The 14,589-nt window shown below is 53.2% G+C and carries 15 protein-coding genes and 1 tRNA gene; 8 read left to right on the top strand and 8 right to left on the bottom strand.

Annotated elements, in window-relative coordinates; all coding sequences use genetic code 11:
* Nucleotides 1-66: 66 nt before the first annotated feature.
* Together M9H61_RS16380 and M9H61_RS16375 are read left to right on the top strand one after the other, a co-directional pair.
* A complete protein-coding gene (locus M9H61_RS16380; RefSeq protein WP_101245335.1) occupies nucleotides 67-897 on the top strand; it encodes an undecaprenyl-diphosphate phosphatase in 831 nt (276 codons plus the stop codon).
* 37 nt (nucleotides 898-934) lie between these two features.
* Nucleotides 935-1,495, top strand: coding sequence for a GNAT family N-acetyltransferase (locus tag M9H61_RS16375; RefSeq protein WP_250281719.1), 561 nt, complete (start codon nucleotides 935-937; stop codon nucleotides 1,493-1,495).
* A 5-nt stretch (nucleotides 1,496-1,500) separates the two neighbouring features.
* Here M9H61_RS16375 and M9H61_RS16370 read toward each other — a convergent pair whose 3' ends face one another.
* The 3 genes from M9H61_RS16370 to M9H61_RS16360 all read right to left on the bottom strand — a co-directional run bounded on the left by M9H61_RS16370 (nucleotide 1,501) and on the right by M9H61_RS16360 (nucleotide 3,081).
* Entirely contained in the window at nucleotides 1,501-1,776 is a 276-nt protein-coding gene (locus M9H61_RS16370) for a DUF3572 domain-containing protein (protein ID WP_250281716.1), read from the bottom strand.
* Nucleotides 1,777-1,778: 2 nt separating this feature from the next.
* Entirely contained in the window at nucleotides 1,779-2,591 is an 813-nt protein-coding gene (locus M9H61_RS16365) for a hypothetical protein (RefSeq protein WP_250281714.1), read from the bottom strand.
* Nucleotides 2,592-2,694: 103 nt separating this feature from the next.
* Nucleotides 2,695-3,081 (bottom strand): hypothetical protein, encoded by a 387-nt coding sequence (locus M9H61_RS16360; RefSeq protein WP_228195133.1) that lies wholly within the window; start codon nucleotides 3,079-3,081, stop codon nucleotides 2,695-2,697.
* A 326-nt stretch (nucleotides 3,082-3,407) separates the two neighbouring features.
* Between M9H61_RS16360 and M9H61_RS16355 the strand changes: the two genes are divergently transcribed.
* Complete coding sequence (locus tag M9H61_RS16355; protein WP_250281713.1) at nucleotides 3,408-4,145, top strand: ABC transporter substrate-binding protein; 738 nt, start codon at nucleotides 3,408-3,410, stop codon at nucleotides 4,143-4,145.
* A gap of 279 nt (nucleotides 4,146-4,424) precedes the next feature.
* Here the strand turns inward: M9H61_RS16355 and M9H61_RS16350 are convergent.
* Nucleotides 4,425-4,512, bottom strand: a tRNA-Leu gene (locus tag M9H61_RS16350).
* Between the two features lie 376 nt (nucleotides 4,513-4,888).
* On the opposite strand from M9H61_RS16350, the gene M9H61_RS16345 reads away from it, so the two are divergent.
* The 3 genes from M9H61_RS16345 (at nucleotide 4,889) to M9H61_RS16335 (ending at nucleotide 7,247) form a co-directional block, all read left to right on the top strand.
* Complete coding sequence (locus M9H61_RS16345) at nucleotides 4,889-6,133, top strand: autotransporter domain-containing protein (protein WP_250281711.1); 1,245 nt, start codon at nucleotides 4,889-4,891, stop codon at nucleotides 6,131-6,133.
* A gap of 131 nt (nucleotides 6,134-6,264) precedes the next feature.
* A complete protein-coding gene (gene bluB / locus M9H61_RS16340) occupies nucleotides 6,265-6,951 on the top strand; it encodes a 5,6-dimethylbenzimidazole synthase (RefSeq protein ID WP_101245330.1) in 687 nt (228 codons plus the stop codon).
* Nucleotides 6,952-6,995: 44 nt separating this feature from the next.
* Nucleotides 6,996-7,247 (top strand): hypothetical protein, encoded by a 252-nt coding sequence (locus tag M9H61_RS16335; protein ID WP_101245329.1) that lies wholly within the window; start codon nucleotides 6,996-6,998, stop codon nucleotides 7,245-7,247.
* Between the two features lie 246 nt (nucleotides 7,248-7,493).
* Here M9H61_RS16335 and M9H61_RS16330 read toward each other — a convergent pair whose 3' ends face one another.
* The 3 genes from M9H61_RS16330 to mutT all read right to left on the bottom strand — a co-directional run bounded on the left by M9H61_RS16330 (nucleotide 7,494) and on the right by mutT (nucleotide 9,230).
* A complete protein-coding gene (locus M9H61_RS16330; RefSeq protein ID WP_250281708.1) occupies nucleotides 7,494-7,844 on the bottom strand; it encodes a hypothetical protein in 351 nt (116 codons plus the stop codon).
* A gap of 124 nt (nucleotides 7,845-7,968) precedes the next feature.
* A complete protein-coding gene (locus M9H61_RS16325) occupies nucleotides 7,969-8,733 on the bottom strand; it encodes a molybdopterin-binding protein (RefSeq protein ID WP_250281707.1) in 765 nt (254 codons plus the stop codon).
* A 65-nt stretch (nucleotides 8,734-8,798) separates the two neighbouring features.
* Nucleotides 8,799-9,230 (bottom strand): 8-oxo-dGTP diphosphatase MutT, encoded by a 432-nt coding sequence (gene mutT, locus M9H61_RS16320; protein ID WP_250281705.1) that lies wholly within the window; start codon nucleotides 9,228-9,230, stop codon nucleotides 8,799-8,801.
* 173 nt (nucleotides 9,231-9,403) lie between these two features.
* Here mutT and M9H61_RS16315 point away from each other — a divergent pair, with 173 nt between their 5' ends.
* On the top strand, nucleotides 9,404-10,312 hold the full coding sequence (locus tag M9H61_RS16315) for an alpha/beta hydrolase (protein WP_250281703.1): 909 nt from the start codon (nucleotides 9,404-9,406) through the stop codon (nucleotides 10,310-10,312).
* A gap of 72 nt (nucleotides 10,313-10,384) precedes the next feature.
* On the opposite strand, the gene secA is transcribed toward M9H61_RS16315, so the two are convergent.
* On the bottom strand, nucleotides 10,385-13,093 hold the full coding sequence (secA, locus tag M9H61_RS16310; RefSeq protein WP_250281701.1) for a preprotein translocase subunit SecA: 2,709 nt from the start codon (nucleotides 13,091-13,093) through the stop codon (nucleotides 10,385-10,387).
* Between the two features lie 335 nt (nucleotides 13,094-13,428).
* Between secA and M9H61_RS16305 the strand changes: the two genes are divergently transcribed.
* Nucleotides 13,429-14,538, top strand: coding sequence for a hypothetical protein (locus M9H61_RS16305; protein WP_250281699.1), 1,110 nt, complete (start codon nucleotides 13,429-13,431; stop codon nucleotides 14,536-14,538).
* Nucleotides 14,539-14,589 lie beyond the last annotated feature (51 nt).

Below are 14,589 nucleotides of genomic sequence, written 5' to 3'. Positions count from 1 at the left end.
TTCGCCGAATCACGCTAAACTGCTATAAGCGATGAGTTTTTAAAGCGAACAGGCACAGAGGCCGGCGTGACCTTACAGCACATTATTCTTCTGGCAGTCGTCCAGGGGATCACCGAATTTCTTCCCATCAGCTCATCAGGACATCTCATTCTGGCACCGGCCCTGACCGGCAGTCCGGATCAGGGTTTGTTGGTAGATGTTGCGGTTCATGTCGGTACTTTGGCAGCTGTTTTGATCTATTTCTGGCGCGATGTGTTCGCCATGCTCGGCGGATTCGTCCGGCTGTTTACCGGGCGAATCAACGCAGGTGCCCGTCTGGCAATTCACATTGTGCTTGCAACCATCCCGGTCGTCGCGGTCGGTTTCTATCTCAAGGTCTCGGGCATCGAGGAACAATTGCGATCTGTCGAGATCATCGCATGGACCACACTTGGCTTTGGGATCCTGCTCTGGATTGCAGACAAGGTCGGGATGACGATCAACCGGCTCGAACATATGCGCTGGGGCGGCGCACTGTTTATCGGCCTGGCACAGGTCTTGGCCCTTATCCCGGGCACCAGCCGATCAGGCATCACCATGACCGCTGCCCGTTTTATGGGTTACGAGCGCTCCGACGCTGCACAGTTTTCGATGCTGATGTCCATTCCGGTTATTTTGGGCGCGGGTCTTTTGGCCGGTATCGACCTGCATCAGGCCGGGAACATCGCCCTTAACCAGGACGTGCTTCTCGCAGCCGGGCTTTCTTTCCTGACAGCACTTATTGCCATTGCAGTGTTGATGAGCTGGTTGAAGCGTTCAAGCTTCACCCCGTTTGCGATCTATCGCATCCTGCTTGGTGGTGGCCTGCTGATCTGGCTTTACGTTTATGGTGGCGCGCCGCTGCCCTTTATGAGCTGACCGGTTTTGTTATTCCGCCTGGCAGGCACCAAACAGAATGGCACATTCCCCCATCTACCTGCGTCCGCTTGATCCGGTTGCCGATGGCCCGGCATTGCACACCATATTCGGCGACCCGCAATGCTGCCTTTGGCTTCCGGAACCGGCCTTTGCAGACATTGATGCAACCATTGCAAAACTGACCGACTGGACCACCGGGTTCGAAAAGACATCATGGGCCATTGCCCGGACGCCCGACGGCCCGGCCATCGGGCGAATTTCGCTTTTCAACACCGGCCATGACAAGGATGTCTGGGAAGCTGCCTGTATGGTGTCGCCCGCCACACGGGGACAAAACATCGCTGCGCGTGCGCTATCTGTCGCCATTGAGTATCTTTTTGCCACGACAACAGCACGCCGGATCTATGCCGACATAGACCCGGACAATCATGCATCCGTCAAAACATTTGAAAAACTTGGCTTTACCCGGGAAGGCGTCCTGCGCGGGGAATGGGTTACCCATATCGGCATCCGGGATTCGGTCATTTACGGCCTGCTCAGAACCGACCCACGCCCGCCTATTCCTGACAAACCCGTGCTTGTCGAACCCGGCAAATAGCCACCCTAATCCTGCCAGACCGGACCACCGGCCAATACCATTTGCGCACGCGCCGGATCTTCGGGCGCGTAATCGGAATCATCAACAAATCGCATCAGGAACGGCTCATGCGACAGCAGAAATTCAAGTGCGCCAAGCTGCACTTCGTTTGACGTAATCCCGGCACGCAGATCATCCAGCCCCAGCCCGGTTTGCGCGATCAGTCCTTGCAGCAATTCCTCATCCCCGGCAATATGGGCGATGGCGTTGATGGCCAATGTTTCGGCTGCATCCTTATTCACTTCTAATCTTCCAGCTTTCTTACTCTTCTAACCACAAGCTGCTTGATAGTTCCATCATATGCGAGCTGTCGCCAGAATAGTATATTTACGTCGGCAGGTATCCGAGAGATATAGCTACTCAAACTTACAGCTATAGCCCCTAATGTTTTTTCATCGACATTAGGTTCAAGCTTGAACGGTATAGTCCTAGCTTCCTCATAGATATAGGCGCGCCCAGTCTTATTATTTGCATTGAAAGCTGAGACGACCCCTGCCGCCACAATATCAGTATAGTCTTTGTGAGTTTCTTCCAGGAACCTTTTGGATTGACTGTCCATTGTAATGACATTGTTGTCACCATTAATGATGCTAATCCCTGAACACCCGTTTCCAATTACCGTATGCGCCCTTAAAGCAGCCGGCGTTACCGCCTCGACTACAGCCGCGACGTCGCCCTCTCTATCTTTTGCTAACTTTTTGACTAGTTCTGTGTCCGGCTTTCCCTTTTTACCAATTGCTTTAGAATAAACTAACTTGAAAAAATCCGTCGCAAAGTTGGCAACGAGCCCCAATGAGACCGTACCAAGTGTAGCATTGATAGCTTGCTCGTTGTTCACGTAGAACTCAAACACACTCTCAAAACTACCTGCACGAGATGGTCTGAGAAACACCTGCAATGATTGGTCGAACGGATATCGGTGTCGCAACTCGCCGGTAAAAAGGTAATGGTTTGTCATCGTAAGGGACCTAGCAATGCCCTCCATTGATTTACCAGCCTCATACGCAGGTAGTTTGTGTTGTTCCGCAACGCCACCAGTAAACTTAGCAACAAACATTACCGCCCCACCATTGAAGGATTAACCAACACAATATTGACGACGGCTAATAAAATTAAAAGTTGTTTTCTCAGATCAACAGCTGAAAAACGTGATCATTTCTTCACTTGAACCATTTGGCCTTGGACATGGCCCGCCAGATCACCAGACCAGCAATGACAATTACAGCAGCAGCAACACCACCCAGGCCGTTCCCCGCCATAAGCACCAGCCCCCAAAACCCCACTGTTCCGAACCCAATAGCAAGGCTCAGGAATGCGGACTTGGTCAGGGTATCCTGATTTTTCTGCGCAGCTTCTGCGCGTTTGATTTCATCGACAATCTCGTACCAGGCAAGCTGCTGCCAGCGGGAATATTTCAGCCCCTTTCGCGGACCTTTGCGCAGGAACTCGTCGAGTTGTTTTACGATGTTCGCAGCGCGCTCTTCGGGGGCAACATATTTGCCAATCCGTTCTTTTTTGCGCGGTGCATCATCTTCTTTCTCGATCATGTTCACTCGATCTTTTCCCCTGTGGCCGGCAAAGCCAGACCCTGTCCGAAAACAGACCGTAGCCCCAACCGATTTACATCAGGTAAATCATCGATACACGGGGTTTGAACGAGAAGCGCATCACCATGCATCACATCCCGAAAGACAACGCGCAGCTATGATGCCCTAAAACCTTTTCCAAGATTTTACCGCGCTGTTTTCCGTTTTTTCAAACACTTCCCGGACAGCCGGGTCAAAGACAATCCGCAAGTATCGACTTCAGCCCTGTAAAGAGCCGATCACCCGCCATACATAAAAACAACAATGCATGAGACCGGGACCTTTGGATGCTGCGTAAATTGAAAATCATCGGATGTCTGATAACGGCATGCCTTTTCCTGCCCTCCGCCGGGCATGCCAGTGGCGAAACCGGCATCGAGATCGTCGCATCCTGCAGCCCATGGCCGCCATACGTTACCGAAGGCAACAGCCCCGGGGGTATTCTCGTCGATTACGTCGAAGAATTGCTGGCATCCTTCGGATACAAGACAAGGATCGAAATTTACCCTTGGAAGCGCGCAATTGATGCGGCACGCAACGGTGATGTCGACGTTATCTTCTGTGCCGAAGCCGGACAGGCGCAAAATTACGGTCTTGAATACGAGTTCCCGATTCTGATCAGCGACACGGTACTGCTGTCGCATCGTGACTATCCGCTTCCGACGGATCAACTATGGGAACACCGCATCGCTCTGGGTGCGGGATATTGGTATGGCGATGAATTCGAAAACCGCCGCGACGAAGTCGACATCATGGAAGTGGTCGACGATTTTTCGATCCTGCGCATGGTGGCATCAAGGCGCGCCGATGGCGGGTTGATGGAAAAATCTGTGGCCGACGCCCTGATACAGGCCCACCCTGAACTTGGCCGTGTCATTCATATCAGCAACACGCCCGTTGCCACCCAAACGTTCTATTTCGCGACATCACCGGCATCTCGGCTGAACATGGAACACATTCGCCAGCACCTGGCAAAGGCCAAGCCGACACCACTTAAGCAGCAAATCCGGATCGATACGAATTAGAACGGGTGCCGCCGATTGCTGAATTTGGCGGCAGATAAACTGGCCTCAGGCCACGGTCAGTGCTGTTAGGGCAATAACGCCAAATGCGATCAGATGGATCATTTTTCTGTCTCCTGAATTTGCGCAGCACAAACCACGTCCAATGGCGAACACGGCCAAAGGACAGCGAAAGCAAACGCTAAAATGCAAAACAGGTAATTTAATGGCGCAATCAGGCCAATTTGATGCCCGGCTATCAAAGGCAACCGCTCAGGACAATCAAAAATGGCCGGTAAAAGATGGTGCGGGCGGCCGGACTTGAACCGGCAAAGCCTTTAGGGCCGGCGGATTTTAAGTCCGCTGCGTTTACCAATTTCGCCACGCCCGCATTGCGTGTCGCACCCGGCCTGTAACCGGAAAAAGGGTTCTAGCGCGGCTTTGAAATTGGTGCAACATCCTATTGCCGCTTTATCGCATCACACAGAAATGATCCCCGATCAACAGCCACCAGATACTGATTACGGCAAAATTGCCCGCCTTACTCCATAATCCCTGCACTTTTGCCCTGCAACATGGCGCCAGATACCAATCAACGCGCTGTATCGCACATGCACCGGCATCTGAAAACTGCCCTCGCGGCCACGGTTTGCATCGCAACCGCTGCGCTGTATTACCACCGCGGGGTTCTCCCAAGGATGATCTCGCTGGCCCTTGCCGGCGACGGCGGAGCTCGCCCTGATTCATTGATTTTGCGAAGCGAAACCTTGAACCGTGCGGATAACCGCCGACGTCATATGAACCGGCTTTATGACAAGATCGACAACGATCTGTATGAAAGCACCATATCGCCGCTGTTGTTTGACGATTTTGTTGACCCGGCCGATGAAACATCCCCGTCGCTGTACCTTGATACAAACACGGACCCGAGTGTCGAAGTCTTTGGCGGTCGCGCAGCACTAACGTCTCTTGCCCGGCGTATCGATTTTGACAGTGCGGCGGGAACCTTCCCCATGCAGTCACGCACCGTGCGCGTCCCCATCAGCATCTGGGTGGTCGGAAACCACACCGATCTTGAAAACCGCATCACCCGGGCCGGATATGATCCGGGATTAAGCGGTGATTCGGTTTCGATTGATAGTGGCGTTGACTATTTGCTTGATGACGGCCTTGTCGTTGGACTTGGCATTGGCTGGGGCAATACTCTGGGCGAAACAGGCTCACGGCAATTGCGATATCGCGAAAGCAACCTTGCAGTTTCCCCCTATTTCGTCGCCCGCATGACAGACTGGCTTAATCTGCGCGGCAGTCTGAGCTTTGGCAAAAGCATGATCAGCCAATCGGCCATTGCTTCCCCGCCAAGCGATGTGCCCTATGCCGAAAGCCTCGAAAGCAACACGTTTTCCAACTCGATCGGGTTTGCCTCGAAATACGATTTTGGCGGCTTGCCGGTAAGCTTGCAGCTTGATGGCGATATGATCACCGCCCATGAATATATCGGCTCTGCGCGGGCGACCGATGGCAGCACAATCACCGCAAAAACCGCGACGACAAGGCTGTTTGATGCAGCACTTGAAGCACGATACGACCTTGATCTTGGCCGTCACAAAATCACGCCCTTTGCCGGTCAGGAAGAAACGATTTCGCTGTTGAACCAGAATTATGGACGCAGCGGATCAACACGTTATTACGGCGGATCGGAATACCGCTATGACCCGCTGAAATTTGATCTTAGCATCACCGGCTTCCGCGAAGTCGCAACCGACAGCGAACCGCTGGAAGGTATTCGGTCCGAAATCGCGCTGACCCGCGACTTGCCCCAAAGCTATGTGACCCTGCAGCCGTTTCTGATGGTTGAAAGTACGAATATGTATCTCGATACGGGCGGCGGCATTACCCAGAACTGGGGCGCAATTCCCGGCCAGTTGAGTTTTGAAGTACGCCGAAAATTCACCTATGAAGTCCGGCACAGCGACTATTCCGGGCTACTTACCATCGATTTCCCGTTCTAGGATGTAACCCAAATCATTGGCGCAGCGCCAATATCACCAAAGACGGCATCTTGCTATTGGCGATCCCCCCTGTGACAGGTAGGGTGCAAACAGAAATACAGAAATAACGCCAATTCCAGCAGGTTTGCGCCATGAACAAGCCAGATCCGGGAAACCGGTCCACGGTGGATACCAAAACCCTGACCCCGCCGGTCTTTGACCGGAATTTTCAAAAACAGTTCATCGATCTGTTGCTGTGGCGGCGTGATGTGCGGCGGTTCCGCACCGACCCGATCCCGCAAGATGATATCAATGACCTGATCAAGGAAGCCTGCCTTGCGCCGTCGGTTGGCAATTGCCAGCCCTGGCGATTTGTAAAGGTCAATGCCCCCGAACGACGCAAAGCCATTCGCGACAGTTTCGAACGCGCCAACAATGACGCGCTTAATGACTATCACGGTGAACGGGCAAAAATGTATGCGTCCCTGAAACTTCAGGGCATGGATCAGGCCCCCGTACAGCTTGCCGTTTTTGCCGACGAAGAAACCGAAGCCGGCATGGGGCTTGGCCGCAAGACCATGCCTGAAATGCTTGATTATTCTGCTGTGGCAGCGGTTCAGCTTTTGTGGCTGGCAGCCCGGGTAAAAGGCATTGGTGTGGGCTGGGTCTCAATCCTTGAACCCGATGTGGTTGGCAAAACCCTTGAAGTCCCCGATCATTGGCGACTGATTGCCTATTTGTGTATCGGCTATCCGGAAGAAGACCACATCGTTCCCGAACTGGTCCGCGAAGGTTGGCAGGATCGCATTGATCCCGATGCCCTGACCCTTGAACGCTGATAACGCCCGCATCTATTCCAATTTCAAGACACAAGGATACCAGGATGTCCGCCGACAAAACCCAACCAAACACCCCCGAGCAGCCTGAGAAGAAAGGCCTGTCAAACGGTGTCTATTTCAAGATCATGGGCTATTTGCTGACGGCTGGCTGGGTCGGTTTTATTCTGGCGGCATCGGGCGGTGACACCGCTCATCCGCTGTTTGACTATATTTTTGTGGTTCCGTTGGCGGGCTGGATCATCGGGATGATCGTGGCACGCATCATCGTCAAAAAGTCCGGGGCAGACCGCCCGTAAGAGGGCATTCAAACAGGATATTTCACCCCAGTTTGCAGCAAAGGCGCCCCTGGTCGGGCGCCTTTTTTTTTCTTACCGATCCCGCGGATCATGACCTCTTAATTGGGTTCGCGTAGTCGCTTGGATTAGCGCTGAGCCCCAAACGAACCCGCCGGAAAGCAGAGAGGAATCATTCAGGGTTTCGCGACGATGCATATCCTGCAGATATAAGCTCTGCCGCTCCGATCAAATTATCAGGTCCTGCCCCTAATCATCATGTCTTTGATTTCGGGATCGTTCATCCCGGTATCGGTCATCATCGGAAAAACCGCCAAGCGTCATGATCCCGATGCCAAGACTGATTCCGCCAAAGGTAACGAACAGTCCGAAAAACAATAAAAACACAAAGATCGGCGCATCCCGCGATGCCATCGCAAGGCTGTATATGCCACCAATGTCGAAATAAAGAACCAGCCCACCAAACACCAAGGCACCAAACCCGCCATAGGCAGTATGCTCGATCATGAAGCGCACGATCGACCGGGCCTCACGCGCAGCCTTGCTGTTGCGAATATCCTGTTCGGGATTGCGATCGGGGTCGTTGTGATGCTGTTCCATGCCCTGTCCTTTGTTCAAGGTCAGAACCATTCTAGACATCCATCCCGCGCGATGCTTTGACCAAACGCAATTGGTCAAAGCTGACATGACGTATAGGATCGAGGATTGAAGTCGGGGTTCCGGGCTAGGCGCTGACAGTACCGCTATCTTCGATGACCTCACGCCCGCTTTCGATAATTACAAGACGGATACGCTCGGCTGCGTGATTGACATCATCTGGGCTTTCCCCGCGCACAACCAAAGTCGTGCCAAGTTTCCCTTCGCGCAGGAACGGATAGGACCCGATATCGGTATCCGGGAAATCTCCCTGAATTTCTGCAAGCATCTTGGCGATTGTGCCTTCGGGGATATAACCACCGACAGAGCGCGACACCATCGGCTTGCCACCGACCAGTTGATGTTTGATGCCCTGGAACATGGCCTGCATGATCATCGGCACACCGGCCATGACATAAACATTGTCCATGCGGAAACCCGGCGCCTTTGAAATCGGGTTCTGCACAAGTTCGGCACCGACCGGTACATGCGCCATTCGCAGACGCGCCTCGTTCAGGTCTTCGGGGTTTTCATAGTGGCTTTTAAGAAGTTCATGCGCCTTGGCATTGAGTTCAATTTCTACGCCAAACGCCTTGGCAACGCATTCCGATGTAATGTCATCATGGGTCGGCCCGATGCCCCCGGTGGTAAAGACGTAATCAAACTTCGCCCGGCATTCATTGACTGTGGCGATAATGGTGTCTTCGATATCGGGGATCACACGGGCCTCGGCCAGCCGCACGCCGATCTTGTTCAGCTCTTCTGCCAGATAGGGCAGGTTCTTGTCATGGGTACGGCCAGACAGGATTTCATTGCCGATAATAATCAAACAGGCACGGACCGGATCAGACATCACTTCCCCACAACTTCAATATCATTATCAGACTCTAGACCTTACGCACCTAACAGGCGTCCGGGTCACAGGAAATCGCGCAACATCGCAACCAGCGGCACATCAGCCGGCGGCATCGGATAGTCACCCAGACGCACCGGACGCACCCACTTTACCTGCTGGCCTTCCAGCGGGGTAATTTCCCCTTTCCAGACGCGGCACAGATAAAGCGGCATCATCAGATGGAAGTCATCATAGGGAAATGAGGCAAAGGTAAAAGGCGCCAAGCAGCTTTCGGTAATATCGATACCAAGCTCTTCCTTCAGCTCACGCACCAGTGCCATTTCCGGGGTTTCACCGGGTTCGACCTTACCACCAGGAAACTCCCAAAGCCCCGCCATGGATTTGCCTTCGGGGCGCTGCGCAATCAATACGCGATGATCTGCATCCACCAGTGCCACGGCACTGACAAACACTGTTTTCCCGGGTATTTTACCCTGCCGCAAGTCGACCGACATGCAGCCTTTGTCTGGTTGTTGTATTGTCATGACAATGTTTTATCGCGGCCAATGTGCTTCGCCAAGTGCAGAAAAATCCATATGGCAACTTTGGCAATAAATCTAATCCTTCAATCTGTTATCCCTGAGGCAACGTATAAAAAACCTCTATTTCGTCCCCTGACAGGTATTGAATGTTCTTTTCTTTCAGATCGACAAAACAGCATGAAAACGGTTTCCGACGCTTCTTTGGCGTCACGGCCAATTCCCTTCTTGCGCTCTTTGTGCTGACGGGATGCGACAAACTTGGCGCCTACAACACCTGGCAGGCGGGAAGCTACGAACCCGATTTCAATGGTCTTTCTTATGGTCACGACATCAGGCAGGTTGTGGACCTTTATCTCCCAAACAGGACGGCCCGCCCCGCGCCACTATTGATCTGGCTTTATGGCGGATCATGGAATTCTGGTGATCGGGCAAAGTACGCCTTCATCGCCAAGAGGTTCAACCAGCTAGGGTATGCGGTTGCCATTCCGGATTACCGGCTTTTCCCCAATGTGCGCTTTCCTGCTTTTCTTGAAAACACAGCATCTGCCATCGGTTTTCTAAGCGACTATGCTGCACAAAACCCTGATCAATTACAGCAGAGCCCGGTCATTCTTGCTGGTCATTCTGCCGGGGCTTACAACGCGGTTCAGGTGGTTGCTGATCAGAATTATCTGAAATCAGTCGGCTTGCCCCCAAGTCACATTGCCGGGGTCATCGGGTTATCCGGTCCTTATGACTTTTATCCCTATGACGTCCGGGCCACCCAAAATGCCTTTGGCGACACGCCCCCCGAACGAAGTCAGCCGGTCGCAATGGACCTCTCATCCATGCCGCCACTTTTGCTCATCACCGGAAATCGTGATCAAACTGTTTTCCCGCGCAATTCCCGCAAGCTAGCTGACCTTGCCCCGGATGCAATATATGTCGAAATCGAAGATACCGGACATGCCGGAACTTTGATTGCACTGGGTTTTTATCTGACGACAAACAAGTCTGTGCTAGATCCGGTCGAGCAGTTCCTGCGTGATAAACTGCCATCTTTACCCCAACGCTAAAATACCCCACTGAAACAAAAAAACGCGCATTCCGAAGAATGCGCGTTTTGTGATCGATATTACCAGATGCAATCAGGCAAGCTGACCATGGCAATGTTTGTATTTCTTGCCTGAACCGCACGGGCAGGCCTGATTGCGGGCGACACGCCCCCAGGTGGACGGGTCATTCGGGTTCACGGTGCCCGATGCCTGACGCGACTGAACAGTTGCGCTGTCCGATCCCTGTTCGCTGCCTTCAAGTTCGTCGCGGTTTTCGTGCATTTCCTGCTGCGGACGACGGGCTTCAAGGTCTTCGGGACGCGGTGCTGATTGCAGTTCAACATGTGACAGCATCTGGGTCACACGTTCGCGCAGATTGGCCAGCATCCCTTCAAACATGTTGAACGCTTCACGCTTGAATTCATTCAGCGGATCGCGCTGTCCATAGGCCCGAAGCCCAATGCCCTGACGCAGATGATCAAGCGCCAGAAGGTGCTCTTTCCACGACTGGTCGAGCAACTGAAGAACAAGGCTTTTCTCGACCTGACGCATGATGTCCGCGCCGTAATTCGCAACCTTGGCAGCCATTTTTTCAGATGCTGCCTTTTCGATGCGTTCACGCATGACTTCCTGATCGATGCCTTCTTCCTTGACCCATTCCGAAATCGGAAGATCAAGGCCCAGAAGTCTCGTGGTTTCCTCATGCAGGCTCGCGACTTCCCACTGTTCCGGGTAAACCTTTGCCGGGCAGTATTTCTCGACAAGTTCTTCGATCACTTCGGCACGCATGTCGGCCACGTCTTCGGCGACATGCTTGGCCTGCATCAGATCACGGCGCTGCTCATAAACGACCTTACGCTGGTCATTCATGACATCGTCAAATTTCAGAACGTTCTTACGAATGTCGAAGTTACGTGCTTCAACTTTCTGCTGGGCCTTTTCAAGCGCCTTGTTGATCCACGGATGGTAGATCGCCTCGCCTTCCTGAAGCCCCAGTTTCTGAAGCATCCCGTCCATGCGCTCGGACCCGAAAATACGCATCAGGTCATCTTCAAGCGACAGATAGAATTTCGAACCGCCCGGGTCACCCTGACGGCCGGAACGACCACGCAGCTGGTTGTCCACGCGGCGTGATTCATGACGTTCGGTACCAATCACAAACAGACCACCGGCAGCCAGAACCTTTTCCTGATCGGCCTTGACTTCGGCTTTGATTTTTTCAATTGCAGCCGCGCGCTTGGCCTCGTCAGTAACGTCAGCCAGTTCATGTTCGACACGCATCTCGACGTTACCGCCAAGTTTGATGTCCGTACCACGACCGGCCATGTTGGTGGCGATCGTAATGGCGCCGGGCGCACCGGCCTGGGCAACGATCAATGCTTCGCGTTCATGCTGCTTGGCATTGAGAACTTCGTGCGGAATTTTCTTCTGCTTAAGAAGGTCAGACAGAATTTCCGATTTTTCGATCGAGACGGTCCCAACCAGTGCCGGCTGACCGCGTTCGTGGCAATCTGCAAGCTGTTCGGCAATTGCCACCCATTTTTCCTTGGCAGTGCGATAGATCTCGTCATCGGCATCTTTACGGGCAATCGGGCGATGGGTCGGGATTTCAACGACCTGCAGACCATAGATTTCTTCGAATTCCTCGGCCTCGGTCATTGCCGTACCGGTCATGCCTGCCAGGGTCGGATACAAACGGAAATAGTTCTGGAACGTGATCGATGCCAGCGTCTGGTTCTCGTTCTGGATTTTGACCTTTTCCTTGGCTTCAAGCGCCTGATGCAGGCCATCCGAATAACGGCGGCCTTCCATCATACGACCGGTAAATTCGTCAATGATGACGACCTTGTCGTCCTTGACGATGTAATCGGTGTCCTTCTGGAACAGCTTGTGCGCACGAAGGGCCTGGTTGACGTGATGGACCAGATGAACGTTGGCAACGTCATAAAGCGTGCCTTCGGTCAGGATGCCCATTTCCATCAAAAGCTGTTCGGCGTGCTCGGTCCCGTCTTCGGTCAGGGTAACGGCACGGGCTTTTTCATCTTTTTCGAAATCATCTTCGGTCAGTTTCGGGATCAGGACATCGATCGCACGATACAGTTCCGAGCTGTCTTCGGCCGGACCGGAAATAATCAGCGGGGTACGGGCTTCGTCAATCAGGATCGAGTCGACTTCATCGACGATCGCAAAGTTGAACGGGCGCTGTACCATGTCTTCAAGGCGGAACTTCATGTTATCGCGCAGATAATCAAAGCCCAGCTCGTTGTTGGTCGCATAGGTGATGTCACGCGCATATGCCTCGCGGCGCTGATCATCGGTCATGCCATGCATGATCACGCCAACCGAAAGACCAAGGAAGCCATACACTTCGCCCATCCATTCCGCATCGCGGCGGGCCAGATAGTCGTTGACGGTCACCACATGAACGCCCTTGCCTTCAAGCGCATTCAAATAAACCGGCAAGGTTGAAACAAGCGTTTTACCTTCACCGGTTTTCATTTCGGCAATCTTGCCCTGGCACAGAACCATGCCGCCAAGCAACTGGACATCGTAATGCCGTTCGCCGCGAACACGTTTGGATGCCTCGCGGATGGTCGCGAATGTATCGGGCAGAATATCGGTAAGAGTCTCGCCGTTTTTCAGACGTTCGCGCAGCCAGTCCGTGCGGGCGCGCAGTTCGTCGTCACTAAGCTTTTCGACTTCGGGTTCCAGGGCATTGATTTGCTCGACCGTGGCCCGCAGGGCTTTGACTTCACGATCGTTAGCTGAACCGAAAATTTTCCGGGCAATGGCGCCGAGCATTAATACGTTCCTGAACAAATGAATAAAGACACGATTAGGCAACGGCAGAAAGCCGAGCCCGATCACAGATAGAACCCTGCCTGCCATCTGTCAACGGAACGAACCAATATCGCTAATGTTGGGCCGAAAATAGGCACCGATCGAACCACCGTTTTACGCCCAATCACCATGCCAGGGAGAGTTGGCTTTGCCCCTGATCGCTTCTGGCTTGAGAAATGCACAAAAAAACTGTATTATTTGGCCCACAGTTTTAAACTTCAAAGAGCATGTAGCTCAGTTCCGGCAATCAAAAAGGGTTTTGTCCCGATGCCTGAACGCATCCTCAGGAGGAGGAAATGGTAGATTTCTCCGCGCTTAATCCGTTCCGTCAAGGCCAATCCAGCCTGCAGGACGCGCGTCAGGCCATTGCAAAACCCGGCACAGAAAACGGTCAGGACTCCGCACAGGCGAATGCCAATGCGCGCAGCCGTATGGACCCGGTGGCCCTTTCTGATGATGCGCTGGCCGCTCATAATGAAAGTCAGCAGCTCGCACCGGCCAATGGCAAAGCCCTTTCAAACAAACCGCTGACGACCGAAGAATTGTTTGAGCGCGCCCTTGATGCGTCGCTTGACATGATCCGCGGCAGTGTCCAGGAAATGTTTGCCCTGTCCGGGATGAGCCAGGAAGACGCAATTGCCGCAACCGATGCCATGTTTGACGGCATTCGCGATGCCGCAAAGGGTCAGGACCAGTTTGAATTTTCCTTTGACCAGGCCATTGCAAGTCACAGCAAGACAGCGATTTCATATGCTGGCGCGAATGGTGCCGCCGTTGGTGTTTCCGAAACAGCCATGATGGCCGTCCAATCACTTGATATCAGCATCAATAACGATACCGGCGAATTCTCGTTCAATTATCAGGCCGCCAAAATCGAGGTTGTCCGTACCGAAGCCGTTGCCATCGGCAACAGCATGGGTGCCGCATTGGGTGCGCTTGGCACCGTAATGGACGGCCTTGGCGGCGGTTCTCTTGTTGATATGCTGGGCAACCCGGCCAATGCCGAAGATGGCGGTTTGCTGTTTGATATGAATGATAACGGAGTCGCCGAGTTCATCCGCGAATTGATGAATGCAACAGTCGGTTCGGATGATAGCAAATCTGGCGACGGCGAAGACGGAACCGCAACCCCGGCAACCGGCCAGTCGATTGCAGCAGAACGTATGGCTGCACTCAATGCCCAGATCACCGAACAGTTCATGGAACAGGCGACATTGATCGTCCGTGGCATCAGCCAGTCCGCACCGCAAGAAGGTGCTGACAACAATCAGTTGAAACTTACCGTCGACATGTTGATGCCGATGGGACGTTTTGGTCAGGATGGCGGTGATGCAACCTTTACCTTCCCGACTGGTGAAACCGTACCGGTGATCGACCCGTCACAGGAACAGGACGTTCTGATTTAACTGCAAACGGGATGCCCTGTGGCATCCCGCAGCCCTTCAGGAAGGAGGCGC

It is taken from the genome of Thalassospira sp. GO-4 (assembly GCF_023588965.1).
GTDB lineage: Bacteria > Pseudomonadota > Alphaproteobacteria > Rhodospirillales > Thalassospiraceae > Thalassospira > Thalassospira povalilytica.
This window is presented reverse-complemented; position numbering and strand designations above follow the sequence as displayed.